The 20459-nt window shown below is 71.6% G+C and carries 18 protein-coding genes; 8 read left to right on the top strand and 10 right to left on the bottom strand.

The features are described from left to right. Window positions 1-21: 21 nt before the first annotated feature. Window positions 22-924 carry a LysR family transcriptional regulator gene (locus OG432_RS02735; RefSeq protein WP_328307324.1) on the bottom strand — a complete coding sequence of 301 codons (903 nt, stop codon included), beginning with the start codon at window positions 922-924 and terminating at the stop codon, window positions 22-24. Between the two features lie 83 nt (window positions 925-1007). Between OG432_RS02735 and OG432_RS02730 the strand changes: the two genes are divergently transcribed. Genes OG432_RS02730 through OG432_RS02720 form a run of 3 tightly spaced genes read left to right on the top strand, consistent with a single transcriptional unit; the run spans window position 1008 to window position 4439 of the window. Beyond that, a complete protein-coding gene (locus OG432_RS02730) occupies window positions 1008-1736 on the top strand; it encodes a succinate dehydrogenase (RefSeq protein WP_328307322.1) in 729 nt (242 codons plus the stop codon). Window position 1737: 1 nt separating this feature from the next. Then, window positions 1738-3687 (top strand): fumarate reductase/succinate dehydrogenase flavoprotein subunit, encoded by a 1950-nt coding sequence (locus OG432_RS02725; protein WP_328307320.1) that lies wholly within the window; start codon window positions 1738-1740, stop codon window positions 3685-3687. Then, entirely contained in the window at window positions 3684-4439 is a 756-nt protein-coding gene (locus tag OG432_RS02720) for a succinate dehydrogenase/fumarate reductase iron-sulfur subunit (RefSeq protein ID WP_328307318.1), read from the top strand. Before OG432_RS02725 ends, OG432_RS02720 begins: the two co-directional genes overlap by 4 nt. 59 nt (window positions 4440-4498) lie before the next feature. Here OG432_RS02720 and OG432_RS02715 read toward each other — a convergent pair whose 3' ends face one another. From OG432_RS02715 to OG432_RS02690, 6 genes are all read right to left on the bottom strand, one after another. Continuing rightward, window positions 4499-5869 carry an eCIS core domain-containing protein gene (locus tag OG432_RS02715; RefSeq protein WP_328307316.1) on the bottom strand — a complete coding sequence of 457 codons (1371 nt, stop codon included), beginning with the start codon at window positions 5867-5869 and terminating at the stop codon, window positions 4499-4501. Between the two features lie 162 nt (window positions 5870-6031). Further along, entirely contained in the window at window positions 6032-7780 is a 1749-nt protein-coding gene (locus OG432_RS02710; protein WP_328307314.1) for a carbohydrate binding domain-containing protein, read from the bottom strand. Between the two features lie 245 nt (window positions 7781-8025). Further along, window positions 8026-8433 carry a hypothetical protein gene (locus OG432_RS02705; protein WP_328307312.1) on the bottom strand — a complete coding sequence of 136 codons (408 nt, stop codon included), beginning with the start codon at window positions 8431-8433 and terminating at the stop codon, window positions 8026-8028. Beyond that, window positions 8430-10136, bottom strand: a complete 1707-nt coding sequence (locus OG432_RS02700) for a right-handed parallel beta-helix repeat-containing protein (RefSeq protein WP_328307310.1) — start codon at window positions 10134-10136, stop codon at window positions 8430-8432. Before OG432_RS02700 ends, OG432_RS02705 begins: the two co-directional genes overlap by 4 nt. Before the next feature lie 128 nt (window positions 10137-10264). Next, a complete protein-coding gene (locus tag OG432_RS02695) occupies window positions 10265-12619 on the bottom strand; it encodes an excinuclease ABC subunit UvrA (RefSeq protein WP_328307308.1) in 2355 nt (784 codons plus the stop codon). A 175-nt stretch (window positions 12620-12794) separates the two neighbouring features. Continuing rightward, window positions 12795-13826 (bottom strand): MsnO8 family LLM class oxidoreductase, encoded by a 1032-nt coding sequence (locus OG432_RS02690; RefSeq protein WP_328307306.1) that lies wholly within the window; start codon window positions 13824-13826, stop codon window positions 12795-12797. A gap of 55 nt (window positions 13827-13881) precedes the next feature. On the opposite strand from OG432_RS02690, the gene OG432_RS02685 reads away from it, so the two are divergent. Next, window positions 13882-14403, top strand: coding sequence for a phosphatase domain-containing protein (locus OG432_RS02685; RefSeq protein ID WP_443058326.1), 522 nt, complete (start codon window positions 13882-13884; stop codon window positions 14401-14403). A gap of 108 nt (window positions 14404-14511) precedes the next feature. On the opposite strand, the gene OG432_RS02680 is transcribed toward OG432_RS02685, so the two are convergent. Further along, window positions 14512-14733, bottom strand: coding sequence for a dodecin (locus tag OG432_RS02680; RefSeq protein ID WP_328307302.1), 222 nt, complete (start codon window positions 14731-14733; stop codon window positions 14512-14514). Between the two features lie 252 nt (window positions 14734-14985). Between OG432_RS02680 and OG432_RS02675 the strand changes: the two genes are divergently transcribed. From OG432_RS02675 to OG432_RS02665, 3 genes are all read left to right on the top strand, one after another. Beyond that, a complete protein-coding gene (locus tag OG432_RS02675) occupies window positions 14986-16242 on the top strand; it encodes an extracellular solute-binding protein (RefSeq protein ID WP_443058325.1) in 1257 nt (418 codons plus the stop codon). Between the two features lie 84 nt (window positions 16243-16326). Next, a complete protein-coding gene (locus OG432_RS02670) occupies window positions 16327-16818 on the top strand; it encodes a peptidylprolyl isomerase (protein WP_328307300.1) in 492 nt (163 codons plus the stop codon). A gap of 245 nt (window positions 16819-17063) precedes the next feature. Continuing rightward, entirely contained in the window at window positions 17064-18425 is a 1362-nt protein-coding gene (locus OG432_RS02665) for an NAD(P)/FAD-dependent oxidoreductase (RefSeq protein WP_328307298.1), read from the top strand. Here the strand turns inward: OG432_RS02665 and OG432_RS02660 are convergent. Beyond that, window positions 18405-19220 (bottom strand): cytochrome c oxidase assembly protein, encoded by an 816-nt coding sequence (locus OG432_RS02660; protein WP_328307296.1) that lies wholly within the window; start codon window positions 19218-19220, stop codon window positions 18405-18407. The two genes, OG432_RS02665 and OG432_RS02660, sit on opposite strands and share 21 nt — an antisense overlap. 26 nt (window positions 19221-19246) lie before the next feature. Further along, window positions 19247-19741, bottom strand: coding sequence for a DUF2243 domain-containing protein (locus OG432_RS02655; RefSeq protein ID WP_328307295.1), 495 nt, complete (start codon window positions 19739-19741; stop codon window positions 19247-19249). 242 nt (window positions 19742-19983) lie between these two features. Here OG432_RS02655 and OG432_RS02650 point away from each other — a divergent pair, with 242 nt between their 5' ends. Then, the gene (locus tag OG432_RS02650; RefSeq protein ID WP_328307294.1) at window positions 19984-20430 is read left to right on the top strand and encodes a nitroreductase family deazaflavin-dependent oxidoreductase; all 447 of its coding nucleotides are present in this window, start codon (window positions 19984-19986) and stop codon (window positions 20428-20430) included. Window positions 20431-20459 lie beyond the last annotated feature (29 nt).

Here is a 20459-nt window from a genome sequence, read left to right as displayed (position 1 = left end):
GCCCCGGCCCCGCACGACGGGTCAGCCGCCGCCGCGCCGCCCCGTCCCGATGCCGAGCAGCACCCGCTGCAACTCCCGCGCGGCGCGCGGCGGGTCCACGTCGCTGCGATGGGCCAGCGCGACGGCGCGGCGCAGACCCGGGCGCGCGAGCGGGGTGACCCGCAGGTCCTTGGCCCGCGCCGCCACCATGCTCGGCACCACCGCCACCCCGAGCCCGGCCCGTACGAAGCCGAGCACCGCGTCCATCTCGCCGCCCTCCACGGTGAACGCGGGCTCGAACCCCTCGGCGCGGCAGGCCGCCACGGTCAGCTCCCGCAGGTCGTAACCGTGCCGGAACATCACGAGGGGAGCCTCGCGCAGCTCGCCGATCCGCACCGATGCACCCGACCCGGGAGGCGCCTCGGCCGGCGACGAGACCACCACCAGGTCCTCCTGGAGCAGCTCGATGGTGGTCAGGGCGGGGGAGGCGGCCGGGAGCGGCAGCACGATGAGCGCCAAGTCCAGTGCGCCGCGCGCCAGTTCGCGCACGAGATCGTGCGAGCCGCCCTCCTCGATGAGGAGCTGGATGCCGGGATGGCGGTCGTGGAAGGCACGCAGCACATCCGGCAGCAACCCGGTGCACAGACTCGGCGTCGCGCCGAGCCGTACCCGGCCGCGCCGCAGCTGGGCCAGCTCCTGGACCTCGATGCGCGCGGTGTCCGCGTCCGCCAGGATGCGCCGGGCCAGCGGAAGCAGGGCCTCGCCCGCGTCGGTGAGCGCGATGTTGCCCCGGGCGCGGCTGAACAGCTCGGCGCCCAGCTCGTTCTCCAGCGCCTTGATCTGCTGCGAGAGCGAGGGCTGTGAGACGTGGACGCGCTCGGCGGCCCGGGTGAAGTGCCGGGTCTCGGCGACCGCCACGAAGTAGAGGAGCTGCTGGAACTGCATACACCTACGATAGGGCATACCTATGGAGATCAGCCGAACCATGTCTTGGACCTCTTGGGTCATTGGCCTCTAGCGTCAATGACATGGCTCTGGCAACGCGCACCGACAAGCGGACGGACCGACGTTCGGACACACGGCCGTCCCTGCCGCGGGCACTGTGGGACTCGACCATCGGCAAGAAGACGGTCATGGCCGTGAGCGGTCTGATCATGCTGTCCTACCTGGTCGTGCACATGATGGGCAACCTGAAGATCTTCTTCGGGGCCGGCCAGTTCGACTCCTACGCGCACTGGCTGCGCACCATCGGAGAGCCCTTCCTCCACTACGAGTGGGCGCTGTGGCTCATCCGGGTGGTGCTCGTGGCCGCCGTCGTCGGGCACGCCGTCGCGGCCTACCAGCTCAGTCGCCGCGACCTCCGTGCGCGCCCCACCGGATACGTCCACAAGCGGGCCCGCGCCAGTTACGCCACCCGCACGATGCGCTGGGGCGGCGTCATCCTCGCGCTGTTCATCGTCTGGCACATCCTGGACCTGACGACCGGCACGGTGCACTCCGGCTTCCGGCCGGGCCACCCCTACCAGAACCTCGTGGACACCTTCTCCACCTGGTACGGGAACACGATCTACATCGTGGCCGTGGCCGCGCTCGCCCTGCACGTCCAGCACGGCTTCTGGAGCGCCGCCCAGACCCTCGGTGCCGGCAGCGCCACCCGCGACCGGGTCCTGAGGACCCTCGCGGTCGTCCTCGCCGTGCTGCTCTTCGCCGGATTCGTCTCCGTACCCGTCGCCGTCATGACCGGAGTGGTGAGCTGACATGACCTCGTACACCGACTACACGCTGGGCGACCCGGTCGCCGACGGCCGCGCTCCCCGGGGGCCGATCGCGGAGCGCTGGGACACCCGCCGCTTCGAAGCCAAGCTGGTCAACCCGGCCAACCGCCGCAAGCACACCGTCATCGTGGTCGGCACGGGCCTGGCGGGCGGCTCGGCCGGCGCCACCCTCGCCGAACAGGGCTATCACGTCGTCCAGTTCTGCTTCCAGGACTCCCCGCGCCGCGCCCACTCCATCGCCGCCCAGGGCGGCATCAACGCCGCGAAGAACTACCGCAACGACGGCGACTCCGTCCACCGGCTGTTCTACGACACCGTCAAGGGCGGCGACTTCCGCGCCCGGGAGTCCAACGTCCACCGCCTCGCCCAGATCTCCGTCGAGATCATCGACCAGTGCGTGGCTCAGGGCGTGCCGTTCGCCCGTGAGTACGGCGGACTGCTCGACACCCGCTCCTTCGGCGGCGTCCAGGTCTCGCGCACCTTCTACGCCAGGGGCCAGACGGGACAGCAGCTCCTGCTCGGCGCCTACCAGGCGCTCTCGCGCCAAATCGCGGCGGGCAACGTGGAGTTGCACGCCCGCACCGAGATGCTCGACCTGATCGTGGTGGACGGCAGGGCCCGCGGCATCGTGGCCCGCGATCTCGTGACCGGGAGGATCGACACGTACTTCGCGGACGCGGTGGTTCTCGCCAGCGGTGGCTACGGCAACGTCTTCTACCTGTCGACCAACGCCATGAACTCCAACGCGACCGCGATCTGGCGGGCCCACCGCCGGGGCGCGTACTTCGCGAACCCCTGCTTCACGCAGATCCATCCGACCTGCATCCCGCGCACCGGCGAGCACCAGTCCAAGCTCACCCTGATGAGCGAGTCGCTGCGCAACGACGGCCGCATCTGGGTGCCGAAGGCCAAGGGCGACACCCGCCCGGCGGCCGAGATCCCCGAGGACGAGCGCGACTACTACCTGGAGCGCATCTACCCGGCCTTCGGAAACCTCGTGCCGCGCGACATCGCCTCGCGCGCCGCCAAGAACGTCTGCGACGAGGGACGCGGGGTCGGCCCCGGCGGACAGGGCGTCTACCTCGACTTCGCCGACGCCATCGCGCGGATGGGCCGGGCCGCCGTCGAGGCCAAGTACGGCAACCTCTTCGACATGTACGCGCGGATCACCGCCGAGGACCCGTACGAGACACCGATGCGCATCTATCCCGCCGTGCACTACACGATGGGCGGACTCTGGGTCGACTACGACCTCCAGACCACCGTGCCGGGCCTGTTCGCGATCGGCGAGGCCAACTTCTCCGACCACGGCGCCAACCGCCTCGGCGCCTCCGCCCTGATGCAGGGCCTCGCCGACGGCTACTTCGTCCTGCCCTCCACCATCAACGACTACCTCGCGCGCAACCCGCACCAGGAGCCCGTCACCGACGCGCATCCGGCGGTCGCCGAAACCGTCGCCGAGACCGAGGACCGCCTCCACCTGCTCCTGGCGGTGAACGGCGACCGTACCCCGGACTCCTTCCACCGCGAGCTCGGCGAACTCATGTGGGAGTACTGCGGCATGGCCCGCACCGAGTCGGGCCTGCGCAAGGCGCTCGACCGGATCCCGCAGATCCGCGAGGAGTTCTGGCGCCGGATCAAGGTGCCGGGCAGCGGCGAGGAGTTCAACCAGTCCCTGGAGAAGGCCAACCGGATCGTCGACTACCTGGAACTCGCCGAGCTCATGTGCCTCGACGCGCTGCACCGTGCCGAGTCCTGCGGCGGCCACTTCCGCGAGGAGTCCCAGACCCCGGACGGCGAGGCCGAACGCCGCGACGAGGCATTCTCCTACGCGGCCGCGTGGGAGTTCGCCGGCACCGGCGCCGCACCCGTCCTGCACAAGGAAGACCTGGTCTTCGAGTACGTCCACCCCACTCAGCGGAGCTACGCATGAAGCTCACCCTGCGCGTCTGGCGACAGAAGAACGCCAACTCGCCCGGAGACATGGCCACATACGACGTCGACGACATCTCGGCGGACATGTCGTTCCTCGAAATGCTCGACACCCTCAACGAGGAGCTCACGCTCAGGGGCGAGGAACCGGTCGCCTTCGACCACGACTGCCGCGAGGGGATCTGCGGCGCCTGCTCGCTCGTCATCAACGGCGACGCCCACGGCCCCGAGAGGACCACCGCCTGCCAGCTGCACATGCGCTCGTTCCACGACGGCGACACCATCGACGTCGAGCCCTGGCGTGCCGCGGCGTTCCCGGTGGTCAAGGACCTGGTGGTGGACCGCTCGGCCTTCGACCGGATCATCCAGGCCGGCGGTTACGTCAGCGTGCCGACCGGCGCCGCCCCCGAGGCGCACGCCACCCCGGTGCCCAAGCCCGACGCCGACTTCGCCTTCGAGCACGCCGAGTGCATCGGCTGCGGCGCCTGCGTGGCGGCCTGCCCCAACGGCTCGGCGATGCTGTTCACCTCGGCGAAGATCAACCATCTGAACGTGCTGCCGCAGGGCGCGCCCGAGCGCGAGACCCGGGTCCTGGACATGGTGGGTCAGATGGACGACGAGGGCTTCGGCGGCTGCACGCTGACGGGGGAGTGCGCGACGGCCTGCCCCAAGGGCATCCCGCTGCCGTCGATCGCGGCCATGAACAAGGAGTGGCTGCGCGCGACCAGGAAGGCGAGGAAGGCGGGGCGATGAGCGGTCCGCCCCGCGACCGCAGGGAGCCGCCGGGCCCCTGACCGGCGGCGGCCCGTCCGCTAGCGAAGGGCGGACGACGTCCAGTCCGGCCGCAGCGGCGTGAGCGCCTCGGTGGCGATGTGCACGGGAATCACACCGGCGCTGGCGAGGTCCATGACGGCCTGCTCGATGCCGGCCGTGATGGGCGTCCCGCCGCCGCTGGCGAAGAGACTGGGGTCGAAGTTCGCCCCGATTCCGCTGTTGAGGCTGCTGTTGCCGGCCCGCAGGTTCCGTCCGTTGTTCGAGAGGTCCGACACCACGCTGCGGAAGGCGCCGCCGTTCGGATTCGGGGCCATCTGCTCCAGCCCGGCGAAGACCGTCTGGATGTTGTGCGACGGGACGCAGGCCGTCACGAATCCGTACACCGCGGTTCTCGCGGCCTGCGGTATCGGCAGGCCCTGGGCACCGAGCTGTTGGTAGCTGTTGCTGATCGACTCCACGATGTGGCCCACGTAGTGATCCGACAGTCTGTGGTTGCGGGACATCTTGTCCCCGTTGGAGTCCCTTCCGATGCGATTGTTGGCGGCCCAGTTGTTCGCCAGATCGGTGTCGAACGGATTGGGATTCTGGAGGGCGGCAAGTCTGCTCTGTGCGCGGGGAGATCCCGGCGCGTTCGGGCCGGCTCCCTGGTACTCCAGCATCTCGTTCGTCGCTGCGGCACTGATGTTGGGCCGGCTGTATCCCTGCATGAGCGGTCCACCGGCAACACGTTGCACCGGTGTGCCGGTGTCGGACGAGTGCTCCGTCGCCGTCCCGTCCGCCGCGGGGACGGCGTCCGTCCGCAGGCCGGCCGGCGCGGACGCCATGACGCGGCCGGCGGTGGCCTCGGCTTCCCGTTCGAACCGGTCGGACGGGTCGGAGACCCTGAGCCCGGTGCCGTTGTCGGTGCCGGCGACGGGCCCTCGGCGCTGCTGGATGACATGGGTGAGCTCGTGGGCGAGGGTGTGACCGTCCGCCCCGCCCTCACCTATGACCACATGGCTGCCGGAGGTGTACGCGCGGGCGCCGACTTCGGCGGCGGAGGCTCTGGCGGCGCTGTCGTTGTGGATGCGGACGTCGGAGAAGTCGGCGCCGAGACGGGCCTCCATGTCGGCGCGGGTCGCGTCGTCCAGGGGCCGTCCGCCGCCGCGGAGGACGTCGTGGACCGCTGAGCGCTGCACCGAAGGCTGCGCCGCCCGCTCGGTCTGCCGGCGACCGCAGCCCGCGTTGTGCTGATGCTGCTCCTGCGCCCAGGGATGCCCGCCCGCCCGGAGCATCTGGACGACCGCGGCATTGCCCGCGGCGCCCTGCAGGGCGAGGAGTCCGACCGGTGTGGGGCGGCCCGGCGCGAAAGCCCCGGAACGCTGGGGTTTCTTGGCTCCGGGGGTGCGGGCTTGTTCGTTGGCGTGCATCGGGTCCTCTCGCGAGTGGTGGCTCGCGGTGCTGTGTCGGGGAAGCGCGGCGACACGGCGTGTACGGCCGACGGCTCCGGGCAGTGCACGACCGTCCCAGCCGGCGCCAACGCTTCCCTAACGTGCGCACGGACCCTGCGTTAGCGGGCCGACCTGGTCGACCTAGCCGACCGAGAGGTCGTCGCCGTACACGGCGCCCTGGCCGTACCAGCCGTGCAGGTAGACGGTCACGGTGCCGGAGGCGCCCGTCGTGAACGGCACGGAGAGCTTGGTCCAGCCGGTGGAGCTGGTCCAGGCGCTGCCGGTGGCGCCGCCGCGCACCCCGAGGTAGGCGTAGCTGCCCTGCACCCAACCGCTCAGCGTGTAGGCGGTGTTGGGGGAGAGCGTGAGCGTCTGCGCGCACTCGCCGGTCGTCGCGGATCCGGGCGCGGTCTTCAGGGCGTACGAGCCGCCGTGCAGCGGGCTGCTGACTACGGCTGCGCCGCTGTCACAGGTCCACGGGGTGAGGGAGCCGCTCTCGAAGCCACCGTTGACCAGCGCGCCGGTGTTCCCGCCGGGGCCCGACACGGTGAGCGTGAAGGTGGTCGAGTGGGTGAGCGTGCCGGCGGTGCCCGTCACGGTGATCGGGTACGTTCCGGGCGTCGCCGAGGCCGACGCGGCGACCGTGAGCTGGGCCGATGCGCCCGCGGTGACGGAGCTCGGGCTGAGCGTCGCCGTCACGCCCGCGGGGGCGCCGGTGGCGGTCAGGGCGACGGACTTGGCGTTGCCGGAGGTCACCGCCGTGCTGACCGTCGCGGTGGTGGAGCCGCCGGGTGCGACCGAGGCCGAGCCGGGTGTGACACCCACCGAGAAGTCGTCCTGGACGGGCCCGCCGCCTCCGGTGAAGGGCTCGAAGGTGTGGCTGAAGTACCAGGTGTCCTGCGCGATTCCGGAGCAGGTGTCCGACCCGCCGGTACCCGGGCAGCCGCCGTTGTCGCGCTGGAGGGCCCAGAACGAGAGGGTGTTGATGCCCTTGGCGACGGCCCAGTTGTAGACGGCGGTCGCGTCCGCGGTGGTGAACGTCTCGGCCGGGCCGTAGTCGTCGATGCCGGGCATCTCGGTGACACCGATCTTGCCCCACAGCTGGGCGGAGGAGGTGCCCGGGTAGAGCGAGGCCAGCTGGTTGTAGAGCCCGGTGGCCGCGGTCTGGGTGTCGTTCGCCATGTTGTGCGTGGCGCCGTCGTAGTAGTCGAACGTCATGATGTTGACGACGTCGACCTTCGCGCCGTACTTGACCGCGCTCTTGAGCACCGCGAGCCCGCTGTCCGCGAGACCGCCCGTGGTGGTGGGCAGGGTGTACGAGAACTGCACGGAGCGCCCGTTGGCGGCGGCCCAGTCCTGCACCTTCTTGATCGCCTGGTTGCGGCGGTCGACGCCGGCCTTGTTGGTCAGCGAGTTGTCCTCGATGTCCATGTCGAGGCGCGAGAGGTCGTAGGTGGTGATGACCTTCTCGTACGCGGCGGCTATCGAGTCCACATTGGTGCAGCTGTCGGCGATCTCGGTGCCGCCGTTGTCGGCCGCGTACCCGCCGAAGGACGGGATGACGTCGCCGCCGCGCGAGCGGATCGTGGTGATGTCCGCGCCGAACACGGACGACGAGATCGGCTGATCGGTGGAGCCGTTCCAGTACGGGGTGCAGGACCCCTTGGCCTCGGCCTGCACGAACGCCATGGTCAGGTACTTGGCGCCGGACTTCTGCGCCAGATCGGCGGGGCTGTCGGACGCGTACGCCTCGAAGTACGGCGCGAAGATGTGGGCGGGCAGCGGGGTCGCGGCGTGCGCCGCGCCGCCCGCCCCGATGACCAGGCCGGCGGACGCGGCGACGGTGCTGAGCGTGGCGAGCAGGGCGCGGACGGATCTCGGGCGTCTCATCGGGGCTCTCCGACGGGGGTGAGAGAAGGGTGCGGACGCCCCATGATTGGTCTGGACCAGCAACCGGTCAAGGGTCTAGGCCAATTAATTCCGCGCGCTTTGCCGTGACGCCAACTGACGTGTGCCATAAGGGAGTCGACTCCTCGGCCCGGCAGGTGGCCGCCCGGCCGGAGCCCCGGCGGCCCCCGCGCCGGATGCGCTCGCCGACGCGGCGCACGTACCGCCACCTCGGTGAAGGACGCTGATCAGACGATGCCGGTCAAGCCCTCGATCGCCGTCCGCGCCCACTCCTGTGCCCCCACCGCCGTGCCGGCCACCACCCCGGTCGCGACCGGAGCCAGTGCTCCCCGGAGCGTGGCGATCGCGCGGCGGAGCCTGCCCGGCTCCGGCGGCTCCGGCCGGGTGATCGTCGCGAGGACTTCCCTGGCCGCCGCATCGGCGTCCTCGCGGTCCTGATCGGCGAGCCCCGCCCGGGGCAGCTGCCGCAGCAGGCCGGTGACCAGCTCGGCGAGCTCCTCGAAACCCGGGGTCACGGCACTGGTGTTGCTCTGGTTCTGGGTGACCGTGTTGTTGTTCCAGGCGATCTGGGCGCCGGAGACCGCGGCGTTGAACACCGGCCCCTCGTAGTGGTCGCCGCTCCGTGGCTCGTTCATGTGCTGGAACCGTCCTCGCTGGTCTGCTCCTGGATGACGCTGTTGTTGTTCCACGCCAGCTGAGCGCCGTGGACCTCGGCGTTGAACACCGGGCCTTCGTAGTGGTTGACGATCATCGCCGGGCGCTCGGCCGGCTTCGCGAGCTGCTTGACGACCGGCAAGGACGTACGGAGGGAGACCAGGTCGACACGGCCGTTGTCCTGGACGGCCACACCCCGCGTTCCGCTCACGGAACAGTCCACCATCCGTCCCCCGCACGTGTCCTGGAAGCTCGCACCCGCCGTCGCGCAGTCGGCGAACTCGCTGTTCACGACGTCCAAGCGGGCGGAGTCCGTTCCGCACAGACCGAAGGCCTCCGAGCCGGTCACCGTGAGGTTCCGGGCGGTGAGCCTGCCCTTGCCCAACGCGAGCGCCCCGCACGAACTCACCGCTGTGACGGCGCAGTCGTCCACGAACAGCTGCGCCTCCTCGCCGACGCCGAAGCCCAGCGTTCCGCGCTCCGCCGAGACGCCCTTCAACGTGACCCGGGACTGGCCGATGACCTCCACGGCGGACATGTCGAAATCACGGAACACCGCGTCGGCGATGCTCGCCGTGGTCCCGCCGTCGCCCCGGGCCTCCACGTGCGACGGACAGCGTTCGACACGGACGTGCTCGAACACGCCCTTGGCCCCGTCGTGCACCCGCAGCGCGACGCTCGTCAGATCCTCGATCTCCACCCGGGAGAAGCGGCCTCTGGCGCCGTCGGTGACGGCCACGCCGACGTTGCCTCGCGCGATGCGGCAGCCATGAACCTCGGGAGCGCCGCCCTTCGTCGCGAACACCGCGATGTTGCCCGCGTCGCGAACTTCGCAGTCCTCGAACCGGCCACGGCCCGAGGCGTGGACATTGATGCCGGTGTCGCGGCACTCGGTGAACACGCAGTCGCGCACCACCGGATCGGCGCCGCTCACCACCGCGACGCCGTGCTGCGCATCGGTGACGCGCGTGCCGTCGACCGAACCCTTCGACTGCTCGATGAACGCGATTCCCTCCGCGTGCACGGCGGTGATTGAGCAGCCGGCCACGGTGAGGTCCGCCTGTGCGTCCGCCATGACGGCGGCCTTGCCGGTGCCGGTCAGTTCGCACCCGGTGACCTGGGCACGCGCACCGCTGACCCGCACGCCGTGGATCGCACTGCCCCCGATCCAGCTGTGGTGGACCGAGACGTGGGCGCCCTTGATCACGGCGACCGCGTTGTCGATGGCGTCGACGAACCGGCACCGTTCGACGAGCCCGACCGCCCCGCTGAAGAGGGCCCGGCCATGCACGATCACGCTGTCCCGGAGCGTCACGGAGGTGTTCGCCCGCGCGTGCACACCGACGCCGCTGTGCGCCCGGATCTCCGCGTGCTCCACCGTGAGTGATCCCGCGCGGCAACCGACGACGTCGGCCTCGCGGCCCACCAGCACGAGGCCGTGCACACGAACCGACCCGGAGGCGTCGAGGACGGCGCCGTGCGGCCGGCTCACCACCACCGAGCCCGGGTCGCCGAGCGCGGCCAACTGGACCTCGCCCTGAACGGTCAGCGCCTCCTCGTAGCGGCCCGGTGCGATCTCGATCAGCGCCGCCCGGCCCCGTCGGGCCGCGGCAGCCAGAGCGGAGGTGATGTCGGGGTACGCACGACGACCACCCTGCGGCGAGACGAGATACCTCGCGACCATTCCCGCCCTCCACGCGCGGCCCGCTGGAGCCGCCGATATTACCCGAGCGGCCGGGGGCGGCAAGGTCGCTCAACGCCCGTCGCGCCAGGCCCAGTCGACCGTCCGCCCCGCGTCTTCGGCGAGCCGCGTCAGGCCAGCACCTTGGCCAGATAGGGCGCCGTGCGCCCGGCGCCCGCGTCGGCCACCTCGGACGGGGGGCCGGCGGCCACCACACGGCCGCCCTCGTCGCCGCCGGCCGGGCCCAGGTCGAGCATCCAGTCGGCGCCCGCCACCACGGTCATGTCGTGCTCCACGACGATCACCGAGTGGCCGGCGTCCACCAGACCGTGCAGCTGGCGCAGCAGGATCTCGACGTCGGCCGGGTGCAGACCCGTCGTCGGTTCGTCCAGCACGTACAGGGTGTGATCGCGATGCGTGCGCTGCAACTCCGTTGCCAGCTTGATGCGTTGGGCCTCCCCACCGGACAGCTCCGTGGCGGGCTGGCCGAGCCGCAGATAGCCCAGCCCGACATCGAGCAGCGTCGCGAGGCTGCGCGCCGCGGCGGGGGTGCCGGCGAAGACCTCGGCCGCGGCCTCCACCGTCAGGTCGAGCACCTCGGCGATGGTGCGCCCCCGATGGGTGACCTCGAGCGTCTCGGCGTTGTAGCGCGCGCCATGACAGTCCGGGCAGGGCGCGTACGTACTCGGCAGGAACAGCAGCTCCACCGAAACGAATCCCTCGCCCTGGCAGGTCTCGCACCGGCCGCCCGCCACGTTGAAGGAGAACCGGCCCGCCTTGTAGCCGCGCGCCTTCGCCTCGTCGGTCCCGGCGAAGAGCTTGCGCACGACGTCGAAGAGGCCGGTGTACGTGGCGAGGTTGGAACGCGGTGTCCGGCCGATGGGTTTCTGATCCACCCTCACCAGCCGTCCGACGCCCGGCAGTTGATCGTCCAGCTCGTCGACGAGCGTGGACTTCCCCGAGCCCGAGACGCCGGTCACCGCGGTGAACACCCCCAGCGGGAACACCGCGTCGACACCGCGCAGATTGTGCCGGGTCACGCCGGTCAGCTCCAGCCAGCCGCGCGGCTCGCGCACGGTGCGGCGCGGCGCCGGGGCGCGGTCGAAGAGGTAGCGCCGGGTCGCCGACTCCTCGACGTGGGCCAGCCCGGTCGGCGGCCCGCTGTGCAGGACACGGCCGCCGTGCTCGCCGGCCAGCGGGCCCACGTCGACCAGCCAGTCCGCGTTCCGCATCACATCCAGGTGGTGCTCGACCACGAACACCGAATTGCCCGCGGCCTTCAGCCGGTCGAGCACCGTGAGCAGCGCCTCGGTGTCGGCCGGATGCAGCCCCGCCGAGGGCTCGTCCAGGACGTACACGACGCCGAAGAGCCCCGAGCGCAGCTGGGTGGCGAGCCGCAGGCGCTGCAGCTCGCCCGCCGAGAGCGTGGGTGCGGTGCGGTCCAGGCTGAGATAGCCGAGGCCCAGCTCGACGACCGGGGCGATGCGGGACAGGAGGTCGCCGGTGACGGCGGCGGCGGTCGGACCGCCGTCGGTGTCGCGCAGCAACCGGGCCAGCGCGGTCAGTGGAAGCGCCACCAGGTCGGCGATGGTACGGCCCGCGAACGTGACGGCGAGCGCCTCGGGACGCAGCCGGGTGCCGCCGCAGACCGGGCAGTCGGTCGCGGTCAGAAAACGCTCGGCCTTCGCCCGCAGCGTCTGGCTCCTGCTCTCCGCGAACGTCTTCATCACATAGCGCCGTGCGCTGAAGTACGTGCCCTGGTAGGGCCGTTGGATGCGGCCGGCGTCCCGCACCGGGTGCACCGTGACCACCGGTTGCTCGTCGGTGAAAAGGATCCAGTCCCGGTCCTTCGGGTCGAGCTCCCCCCAGGGCCGGTCCACGTCGTACCCGAGGGTGTCGAGCACATCGCGCAGGTTCTTGCCCTGCCAGGCGCCCGGCCACGCGGCGATGGCGCCCTCGCGGATCGAGAGCGAGGGATCGGGGACGAGCAGCTCCTCACTGGTGCGGTGGACACGGCCGAGCCCCTGGCACCCGGGGCAGGCGCCGACGGCCGTGTTGGGCGAGAACGCGTCCGAGTCGAGGCGCTCGGCGCCCGCCGGATAGCGGCCGGCCCGGGAGAAGAGCATCCGCAGCGAGTTGGAGAGCGTGGTCACCGTGCCGACCGATGAACGGGACGAGGGCGCCGAGCGGCGCTGTTCGAGGGAGACGGCGGGTGGCAGCCCGGAGATCTCGCCGACCTTCGGCGCGCCCACCTGATGGATCAGCCGGCGTGCGTAGGGCGCGACCGACTCGAAGTAACGCCGCTGGGCCTCGGCGTAGATCGTGCCGAACGCGAGCGAGGACTTCCCCGACCCGGAGACGCCGGTGAACACCGCGAGGCAGTCACGCGGAATGTCGACATCCACCCCCCGCAGATTGTGCTCGCGGGCGCCACGGACACGGACGAACGGGTCGGAGGCGATGGAGGGGGTGGAGGGGTTGTGCATACCGGAATTCTACGGGCGGACGGGGTTCCGCGATCTTCGCAGCGCGGCGGAGCGTGCGCGAGCGGCCACCCGCGCGGGGCGGGCCCGGCGACGGCGGCCGGCCCGGCTGCGGGACCCGCGGGCCGGACACGCCGCTTGCGTCGGGGCCCTCCGCCCGTCTCAGACCCCCGCCGTGTCAGGGCCCGGCGGTGGTGGCCGTTCCCGCGAGCGGGGCGAGCCGGGCGAGCCTTCGGTAGGAGTCGAACAGCGCCTCGCGGTCGTACGTGCTGGTCGTGACGAGGAACTCGTCCGCGCCACTGCGCGCAAGGAGTGTGTCCAGCGCGTCGGCCACCTCCGCCTCGGTCCCGTACACCTGCCCGCGCAAGGCCTCGTCGAACAGCGCGCGCTCACGGTCGCTCATGACCTGCGCGACGACCTCGTCGGGCGGGAGCAGCGGCGGGAAAGCGCCACGGGTGCGGGAGTACGCGGTCGACCAGGCCTCCGGAAGCAGCATCCGGCGGGCGGCGCCGGTGGTGTCCGCCACGGCGACCGCGCCGGACACCACGACGTACGGGCGCTGCGCGTGCGCGGAGGGGCGGAACGCGTCGCGGTAGTCGTCGATGGCCCGCAACATCGTCTCCTCGCCCCGCACATTGGCGATGACCAGCGGGAGCCCGGCCTCCGCGGCGACGCGGCTTCCCTTGCCGGTGGCAAGCACGAAGGCCGGCACGGCGAGGCCCTGCGCGGGGTGGGCGTGGACCTGGGGGTGGGCCCGCTGGGTCCCGTCGAAGTAGCCGAGCAGTTCGGTGAGCTGCGCGCCGAAGTCCTCGGCGTCCTCCTTGCCGCGGCCGAGCGCCTTGCGGATGCCGTCGGTGAACCCCACCGAGCGGCCGAGTCCCATGTCGATCCGCCCGGGGAAGAGCGACTCGAGGACCCCGAACTGCTCGGCCACGACGAGGGGTTGGTGGTTGGGCAGCATCACACCGCCGGTGCCGACCCGGATCGTCGAGGTGGCCGCCGCGACGGCGGCCGCGAGCACGGCGGGCGCGGAGCCGGCGACGCCGGGCACCGAATGGTGTTCGGACACCCAGAAGCGGTGGTAGCCGAGCCGCTCGGCCTCGCGGGCGAAGGCCACGGTGTCCCGCAGCGCCTGCGGTCCGTCGTGCCCTGCCCGGACGCGCGAGCGGTCCAGCACGGAAAATCGGGTCGTCGCGATCAGTGAGCTCACACAGGGTTCAACACCCGAGGTGCACGAGGATTCCCGTAACCCGGCCCGGCACGGCATGACGGGGACGCGGGGCCCTAGCCTGGGGAGCGTGATCGACAGAACCCGGCCCCTGGCCGTCTTCGACCTGGACGGCACGCTCGCCGACAGCTCGCACCGCCAGCACCTCCTCGACCGCAGACCCCGTGACTGGGACGCGTTCTTCGCCGCCGCACCCGCCGACCCGCCGCTGGCCGAGGGCGTGACGCTGTGCCGCGAGGCGGCGCAGGAGTGCGAGGTCGTCTACCTCACCGGGCGGCCCGAGCGGTGCCGCGAGGACACCGTGGAGTGGCTCGCCGCGCAGGGGCTGCCCGGCGGGGCCCTGCACATGCGCCGCGACAGCGACCGCCGCCCGGCCCGCCTCACCAAACTGGAGACCCTGCGCGCACTGGGCCGCGGCCGCGAGATCCGCATGCTGGTCGACGACGACGAGCTGGTCTGCGACGCCGCCGAGGAGGCGGGGTTCCACGTCGTACGTGCGCGGTGGACCGGCGCGAGCGAGGCGCTGAAGAACGCCCAGGAGCGCGAGGGCCGCACCTGAGGACGGTCTCGGCCCACCGGGGACCGGCCCACCGGGGACCGGCCCGCCCGGGACCGGTCCCACCGGCCCGGGTGGCCGCCGGGCCTCCCTACGGGTCGGACCTACGGGTCAGACTTCCGCGTCGTCGTCCAGCCGGAAACCGACCTTGAGGCCGACCTGGTAGTGCTCGACCACGCCGTTCTCGATGTGGCCGCGGACCTGTGTCACTTCGAACCAGTCCAGATTGCGCAAGGTCTGTGCCGCGCGGGTCACCCCGTTGCGGATGGCCTGGTCCACGCCCTCGTGGGAGGTGCCGACGATCTCGCTGACGCGGTACGTGTGGTTGGACATGGAGACGCTCTCCTCTCGTCGCGTTCCTCCACCGTGCCCCACTCGGCCGCGCTCCGCGAGACATCGGCCCGCGCCGGGCCCGTTCCCGCCCGTTCCCGGCCGCCTTTCGGTGGCCGGAAAAGTTCGGTCCCCGCCGGGGCTTGACCACCCCATTGGTCCATACCAAACTCACGAATCGCACCCGAACAAGCCACACGCGCTTGCCCCACGTCGGGTCATGACTGCTTGCCCACACGCAGAAGGTGACCTTTCGTGAAGATCCGTCGTGCCCTCGCCTGTTCCCTGGCGCTCGTCTCGGTGTGCGCCCTCAGCGGCTGCGGCGCGCTGCCGGGGTTCGGCGGGAAGACCACCAAGGTCACCGTGTGGCTCATGAAGGACAGCGCGTCCGACGACTTCGTGCAGCGCTTCAAGCAGGACTTCGAGAAGGAGCACGACGGCGTCGAGCTCACTGTCCGCATCCAGGAGTGGACCGGAATCGGTCAGAAGATCACGACCGCCCTCCAGGGCGGCGGCGACGTTCCGGACGTCATCGAGGTCGGCAACACCCAGGTGCCCCAGTACGCGGCGAGCGGCGGGCTCCTCGACATGACCCTGGAATCGCTGCGCGACTGGGGCAGCAGCGACTGGCTCGCGGGCCTCGCCCAGCCCGGGAACGTGGACGGCATGCAGTACGGCATCCCGTGGTACGCCGCCAACCGCGTCGTCATCTACAACAAGGACCTCTTCGCGGCCGCCGGCATCAGCGAGCCCCCCAAGGACCGCGCCGAGTGGCTCGCCGACACCGCGAAGCTCAACACCGGCCAGAATCAAGGCATTTACCTGGCCGGTCAGGACTGGTACACGCTGGCCGGATTCGTCTGGGACGAGGGCGGCGAGCTCGCCCAGGAGGACACCGGCGACTGGAAGGGCGCCCTCGACAGCGCGGCCGCGCTGCGCGGCATGGAGTTCTACAAGCAGCTCCAGGCGCTCGGCAAGGGGCCGCGCGGCGCCGACGAGGAGACCCCGCCGCAGGCCGGCGTCTTCGCCAAGGGCCGGACCGCCCAGATGATCGCGGTGCCCGGCGCCGCGAAGGCCATCCAGAAGGCGAACCCGGGGCTCGCCGGGAAGCTCGGCTACTTCCCGGTCCCGGGGCCCACCGATGCGAGACCGGGCGCGGTCTTCACCGGCGGCTCCGACCTGATCATCCCGCGCAAGACCGCGCACCGGGCCGCGGCCGTCCAGGTCGTCGCGGCGCTGACCGGTGAGAAGTGGCAGACGGATCTGGCCACGACCATGAACTACGTTCCCAACAAGTCCACCTTGGCCCCCGCCGTCGAGGGCCAGGAGGGCACCGCGGCCATGGCCAAGGGCGCCGCCCAGGGCCGCGCCACCCCCAACTCGCCGCAGTGGGCGGCCGTCGAGGCGGACAACCCCATCAAGCCGTACATGACGGCCGTGCTCGACGGAGCCGACCCCAAGAAGGCCGCGAAGACCGCGTCCGACCGGATCACGACGCTGCTCTTCCCCTGAGGCGCGAGGCCCGGCTCGGGGCGCGGAGGGGCCAATGGGTGAGCCGCGGCCGGGTCGTGCGACGGCGGATGTCAGGATGGGGCCATGCAGAACGTTTATTTCGACATCACCATCGGCGGCGAGAAGGCCGGCCGCATCGTCTTCCGGCTCTTCGACGACGTCGTCCCGGAGACGGCGCGCAACTTCCGTGAGCTCTCCACCGGCGAGAACGGCTACGGCTACGCCGGCTCCTCCTTCCACCGCGTCATCCCGGGGTTCATGCTCCAGGGCGGCGACTTCACCCACGGCAACGGCACGGGCGGCAAGAGCATCTTCGGCGCCACCTTCACCGACGAGAACTTCTCCCTCAAGCACGACCGCCCGTTCCTGCTCTCGATGGCCAACCGCGGTCCGGGCACCAACGGCTCCCAGTTCTTCGTGACGACCGTCGTCACCCCCTGGCTCGACGGCAAGCACGTCGTCTTCGGCGAGGTCGTCGAGGGCCAGGAGCTGGTGAAGCAGATCGAGGCGCTCGGCACCCCCAGCGGCGCCCCGCGCGCCGACGTCGTCATCAGCGACAGCGGCACCGTCGCCTGACGCACGCACCACGGCAGGGCGTCACCCGACGCACGCACCACACGAACGGCGCCATCCGCCCCGGGTCTCCATCCGGCGCGATGGCGCCGTTTCGCGTGTCCGGGGCGGGGCGTTCGGTGGTGCGGTGGTGCGGTGGTGCTGCGTTGATCACTATGGAGGTGTTGACGGACGCCGGTCGGGGGCACTCGGGCAGTGACGGCTCAGTACTCGCCCCGTTCGCAGGTCCCAGGGAAAGGACGCACACCGTGGCACGACCGAGGATTCTCGTCGTAGGCGCCGGCTTCGCCGGGGTCGAATGCGTACGGCGCCTGGAACGCCGCCTCACCCCGGGAGAAGCGGAGATCTCCCTGGTCACGCCGTTCTCCTACCAGCTGTATCTGCCGCTTCTGCCGCAGGTCGCGGCCGGGGTGCTGACCCCGCAGTCGGTCGCGGTGTCCCTGCGGCGCAGCGCCAAGCACCGCACCCGCATCATTCCGGGCGGCGCCATCGGTGTGGACCCCAAGGCGAAGATCTGCGTCATCCGCAAGATCACCGGCGAGACACTCGACCAGCCGTACGACTACATCGTCCTGGCCCCCGGCAGCGTGACCCGCACCTTCGACATTCCCGGCCTGGTCGAAAACGCCCGTGGCATGAAGACCCTCGCCGAGGCCGCGTACATCCGCGACCACGTCATCGCCCAGCTCGACCTGGCCGACGCGAGCGACGACGAGGACGAGCGGGCCTCCCGGCTCCGCTTCGTCGTGGTCGGCGGCGGCTACGCGGGCACCGAGACGGCCGCCTGCCTCCAGCGGATCACCATGAACGCGATCAAGCGGTACCCCCGCCTCGACCCGCGGCAGATCAAGTGGCACCTCATCGACATCGCGCCCAAGCTGATGCCCGAACTGGGCGACAAGCTCGGCAAGGTCGCCCTGGGGATCCTGCGCAAGCGCGGCATCGAGGTGTCGCTCGGCGTCTCCATCGCCGAGGCCGGCGCGGACAAGGTCACCTTCACCGACGGCCGCGTCCTGCCCTGCCGCACCCTCATCTGGACCGCGGGCGTCGCCGCGAGTCCGCTCGTGGGCACCCTGGAGGCCGAGACCGAACGCGGCCGCCTCCTGGTCACGCCCGAGATGACGGTGCCGGGTCTCGACGGGGTGTTCGCGCTCGGAGACGCCGCCGCCGTGCCCGACCTCGCCAAGGGCGAAGGCGCCTTCTGCCCGCCCACCGCGCAGCACGCGATGCGCCAGGGACCGAAGGCCGCCGACAACATCGTGTCCTCGCTGCGGGGCGAGCCGCTGCGACCCTACGTCCACAAGGACCTCGGCCTGGTCGTCGACCTCGGCGGCCGTGACGCCGTCTCCAAGCCGCTCGGCATCGAGCTGCGCGGCCTGCCCGCCCAGGCGGTGGCCCGCGGCTACCACTGGTCGGCGCTGCGCACCAACGTCGCCAAGACCCGCGTGCTGACCAACTGGATGCTGAACGCGGTCGCGGGCGACGACTTCGTCCGCACCGGCTTCCAGGCCCAGAAGCCCGCCACGCTGAAGGACTTCGAGTACACCGACGCCTATCTGACGCCGGAGCAGGTCCGCTCGCACACGGCCTCACTGACCGTACGAGGCTGACGCGGGCGGCGGCGCGGGCCGTGCCGCCGCCCGCCGCCTCTCCCGGGCCAGGCGGCGGCTGCCGGCCGCGTACCAGTGGAGTGCGACGGCGACCGCGAGAGCGATCTCGATCAGGTCGCCGCCGTAGTACATGATCTCGGAGCCGGCCGCGAGATCGCCCGGCGCGAAGCGGGTGCCGGGCGGGGGAGCGGCGTACAGGCTCTTGGCCAGGACGGAGTGCGCGCCGCCCGCGCCGACGAGGGCGGCAGCCTTCAGCGGCGTTCCGTGGCGGCGCGGCAGTGGGTCGAGCCCGCAGAGGGTGACCGAGAGAAGCAGTCCGGCCGCGAAGACATGGACGTGGACCAGGACCGAGAGCCAGGACCTGGTGTGTGCGGCGGCGAACAGCGGGCTCCGGTACAGGAGCCACAGACCGCCCACGTCGAGCAGCGCGGCCGTCGCCGGGTGCGCGAGCAGGGCGACCGGGCGCGCGTGCAGCACGCCGAGGAGCCTGCGGTGGGGCGCGGGCGGCAGGGAGCGCAGGGCGAGCGTGACCGGGCGGGCCAGGGCGAGGAGCAGCGGGGCCGTCATCGCGGTGAGCAGGTGCTGCGTCATGTGGGCCGCGAAGGGCCCGCCGGGCGGCGGGGCGAGCGCCGCCGCCATCAGGGCCGTCGCGCCCGCCACGAAGCCGGCGTCCCGCACCGGCGGCCAGCGGTCCCCGCGGCGGCGCAGCCGGGCCGCCGCGAGCACATAGGCCGCGGCACCGCCGAGCGCGAGCCCCGCCGCGAGCAGCGCGGGCGCGCCCGGCTGACCACCCACATGCTGATGAACCGTCAATTGTGCTGTCACGAAAGCGAGTCGGGGGCACGGCGGCCGGCGCGCAGCAGCAGGGTGCCGGCCGCGAGGAACACCACGGCGAGGATGTTCCAGGTGAGGTCGTACGGGGCGAGGTCCACGTGGTACCTGATCTGGTGCAGCCCCATCAGCTTGTGCTGCACGGTGCCGTCGTACAGCTGGAACCCTCCCGCGCCCGCCAGGATGCCGCCGGCCAGGGCGCGACCCGCGAGGGCCGCGCGGTGGCGCAGATCGGCGACCATGAACAGGCCGATGACGACGGCGAACCAGCCGAAGGCGTGGAAGAGGCCGTCGGAGACCAGGCCGATGTCCGGGGTCGAGCGGTCGTAGAAGTGGTGCCAGTGCAGCAGCTGGTGGAAGACGGTCTCGTCGACGAACGCCGCGACGCCCACGCCGATGAGCACACCGGACCAGGCCGAACGGGCATGTCGCGGACGGGTTCGCGGCTGCTGCGGGGTGCGGGGCGAAGCGGCTGGAGTCGCCATCGGAGGCACGTCCTCGGGGGGAGTCTGCGGGAGATCGGCCGACGTGGAGCGGGACACCCGGTGCTGCTGCCCGTGCCCCCGCACGAACAAGCGTCCGGATCCGGCCTTCCTGCCCCGGACGGCGGTGCCTTGCGGGGCGCGGGCGTCCGCCGAGGGGAAGATGGAGATGCAGCCACCAGCGTGGTCCGGCCCCGGGCGAAGCCGGACCGGACCGCACGTCACGGACGAAAGGACCCCCCACCATGCCTCTCGACGGCGAGTACGAGCCGAGCACCAGCCAGCGGGCGCGCGAGCAGGTCGAGGCCATCGAGCGATCAGGCGGCCGGGAAGGGATGACGATGCGCGGCATGCCCGTCGTCCTGATCACGATGCACGGTGCCAAGAGCGGCAAGATCCGCAAGACGCCCGTGATGCGCGTCGAGCACGACGGCCGCTACGCGGTGGTCGCCTCGCTGGGCGGCGCGCCCAAGCACCCCGTCTGGTACCACAACCTCGTCGCCGACCCCAGGGTCGAGCTCCAGGACGGCACCGAGCGCCAGGACATGAAGGCCCGCGAGGTGACGGGCGAGGAGAAGGCCCTGTGGTGGGGGCGCGCCGTCGAGGCCTACCCCGACTACGCGGACTACCAGAAGAAGACCGACCGCGAGATCCCCGTGTTCGTCCTGGAAACGGTGCCCGGCGGCCACTGACCGCCTGCGGGCGGACCCCCTCGGCCATG

This window comes from Streptomyces sp. NBC_00442 (assembly GCF_036014195.1).
Classification (GTDB): Bacteria; Actinomycetota; Actinomycetes; order Streptomycetales; family Streptomycetaceae; genus Streptomyces.
Note: the sequence above shows the minus strand (reverse complement) of the source record. Positions and strands in the feature narration are given on the sequence as shown.

What these genes read in the sequence shown, in the direction of transcription:
- OG432_RS02700 (WP_328307310.1), bottom strand. Translation starts at nt 10,136, where the DNA reads ATGGTCGCGAGGTATCTCGTCTCGCCGCAGGGTGGTCGTCGTGCGTAC.
- OG432_RS02725 (WP_328307320.1), top strand. Translation starts at nt 1,738, where the DNA reads ATGACCTCGTACACCGACTACACGCTGGGCGACCCGGTCGCCGACGGC.
- OG432_RS02730 (WP_328307322.1), top strand. Translation starts at nt 1,008, where the DNA reads ATGGCTCTGGCAACGCGCACCGACAAGCGGACGGACCGACGTTCGGAC.
- OG432_RS02650 (WP_328307294.1), top strand. Translation starts at nt 19,984, where the DNA reads ATGCCTCTCGACGGCGAGTACGAGCCGAGCACCAGCCAGCGGGCGCGC.
- OG432_RS02680 (WP_328307302.1), bottom strand. Translation starts at nt 14,733, where the DNA reads ATGTCCAACCACACGTACCGCGTCAGCGAGATCGTCGGCACCTCCCAC.
- OG432_RS02735 (WP_328307324.1), bottom strand. Translation starts at nt 924, where the DNA reads ATGCAGTTCCAGCAGCTCCTCTACTTCGTGGCGGTCGCCGAGACCCGG.
- OG432_RS02685 (WP_443058326.1), top strand. Translation starts at nt 13,882, where the DNA reads ATGACGGGGACGCGGGGCCCTAGCCTGGGGAGCGTGATCGACAGAACC.
- OG432_RS02715 (WP_328307316.1), bottom strand. Translation starts at nt 5,869, where the DNA reads ATGCACGCCAACGAACAAGCCCGCACCCCCGGAGCCAAGAAACCCCAG.
- OG432_RS02720 (WP_328307318.1), top strand. Translation starts at nt 3,684, where the DNA reads ATGAAGCTCACCCTGCGCGTCTGGCGACAGAAGAACGCCAACTCGCCC.
- OG432_RS02655 (WP_328307295.1), bottom strand. Translation starts at nt 19,741, where the DNA reads ATGGCGACTCCAGCCGCTTCGCCCCGCACCCCGCAGCAGCCGCGAACC.
- OG432_RS02710 (WP_328307314.1), bottom strand. Translation starts at nt 7,780, where the DNA reads ATGAGACGCCCGAGATCCGTCCGCGCCCTGCTCGCCACGCTCAGCACC.
- OG432_RS02695 (WP_328307308.1), bottom strand. Translation starts at nt 12,619, where the DNA reads ATGCACAACCCCTCCACCCCCTCCATCGCCTCCGACCCGTTCGTCCGT.
- OG432_RS02705 (WP_328307312.1), bottom strand. Translation starts at nt 8,433, where the DNA reads ATGAACGAGCCACGGAGCGGCGACCACTACGAGGGGCCGGTGTTCAAC.
- OG432_RS02670 (WP_328307300.1), top strand. Translation starts at nt 16,327, where the DNA reads ATGCAGAACGTTTATTTCGACATCACCATCGGCGGCGAGAAGGCCGGC.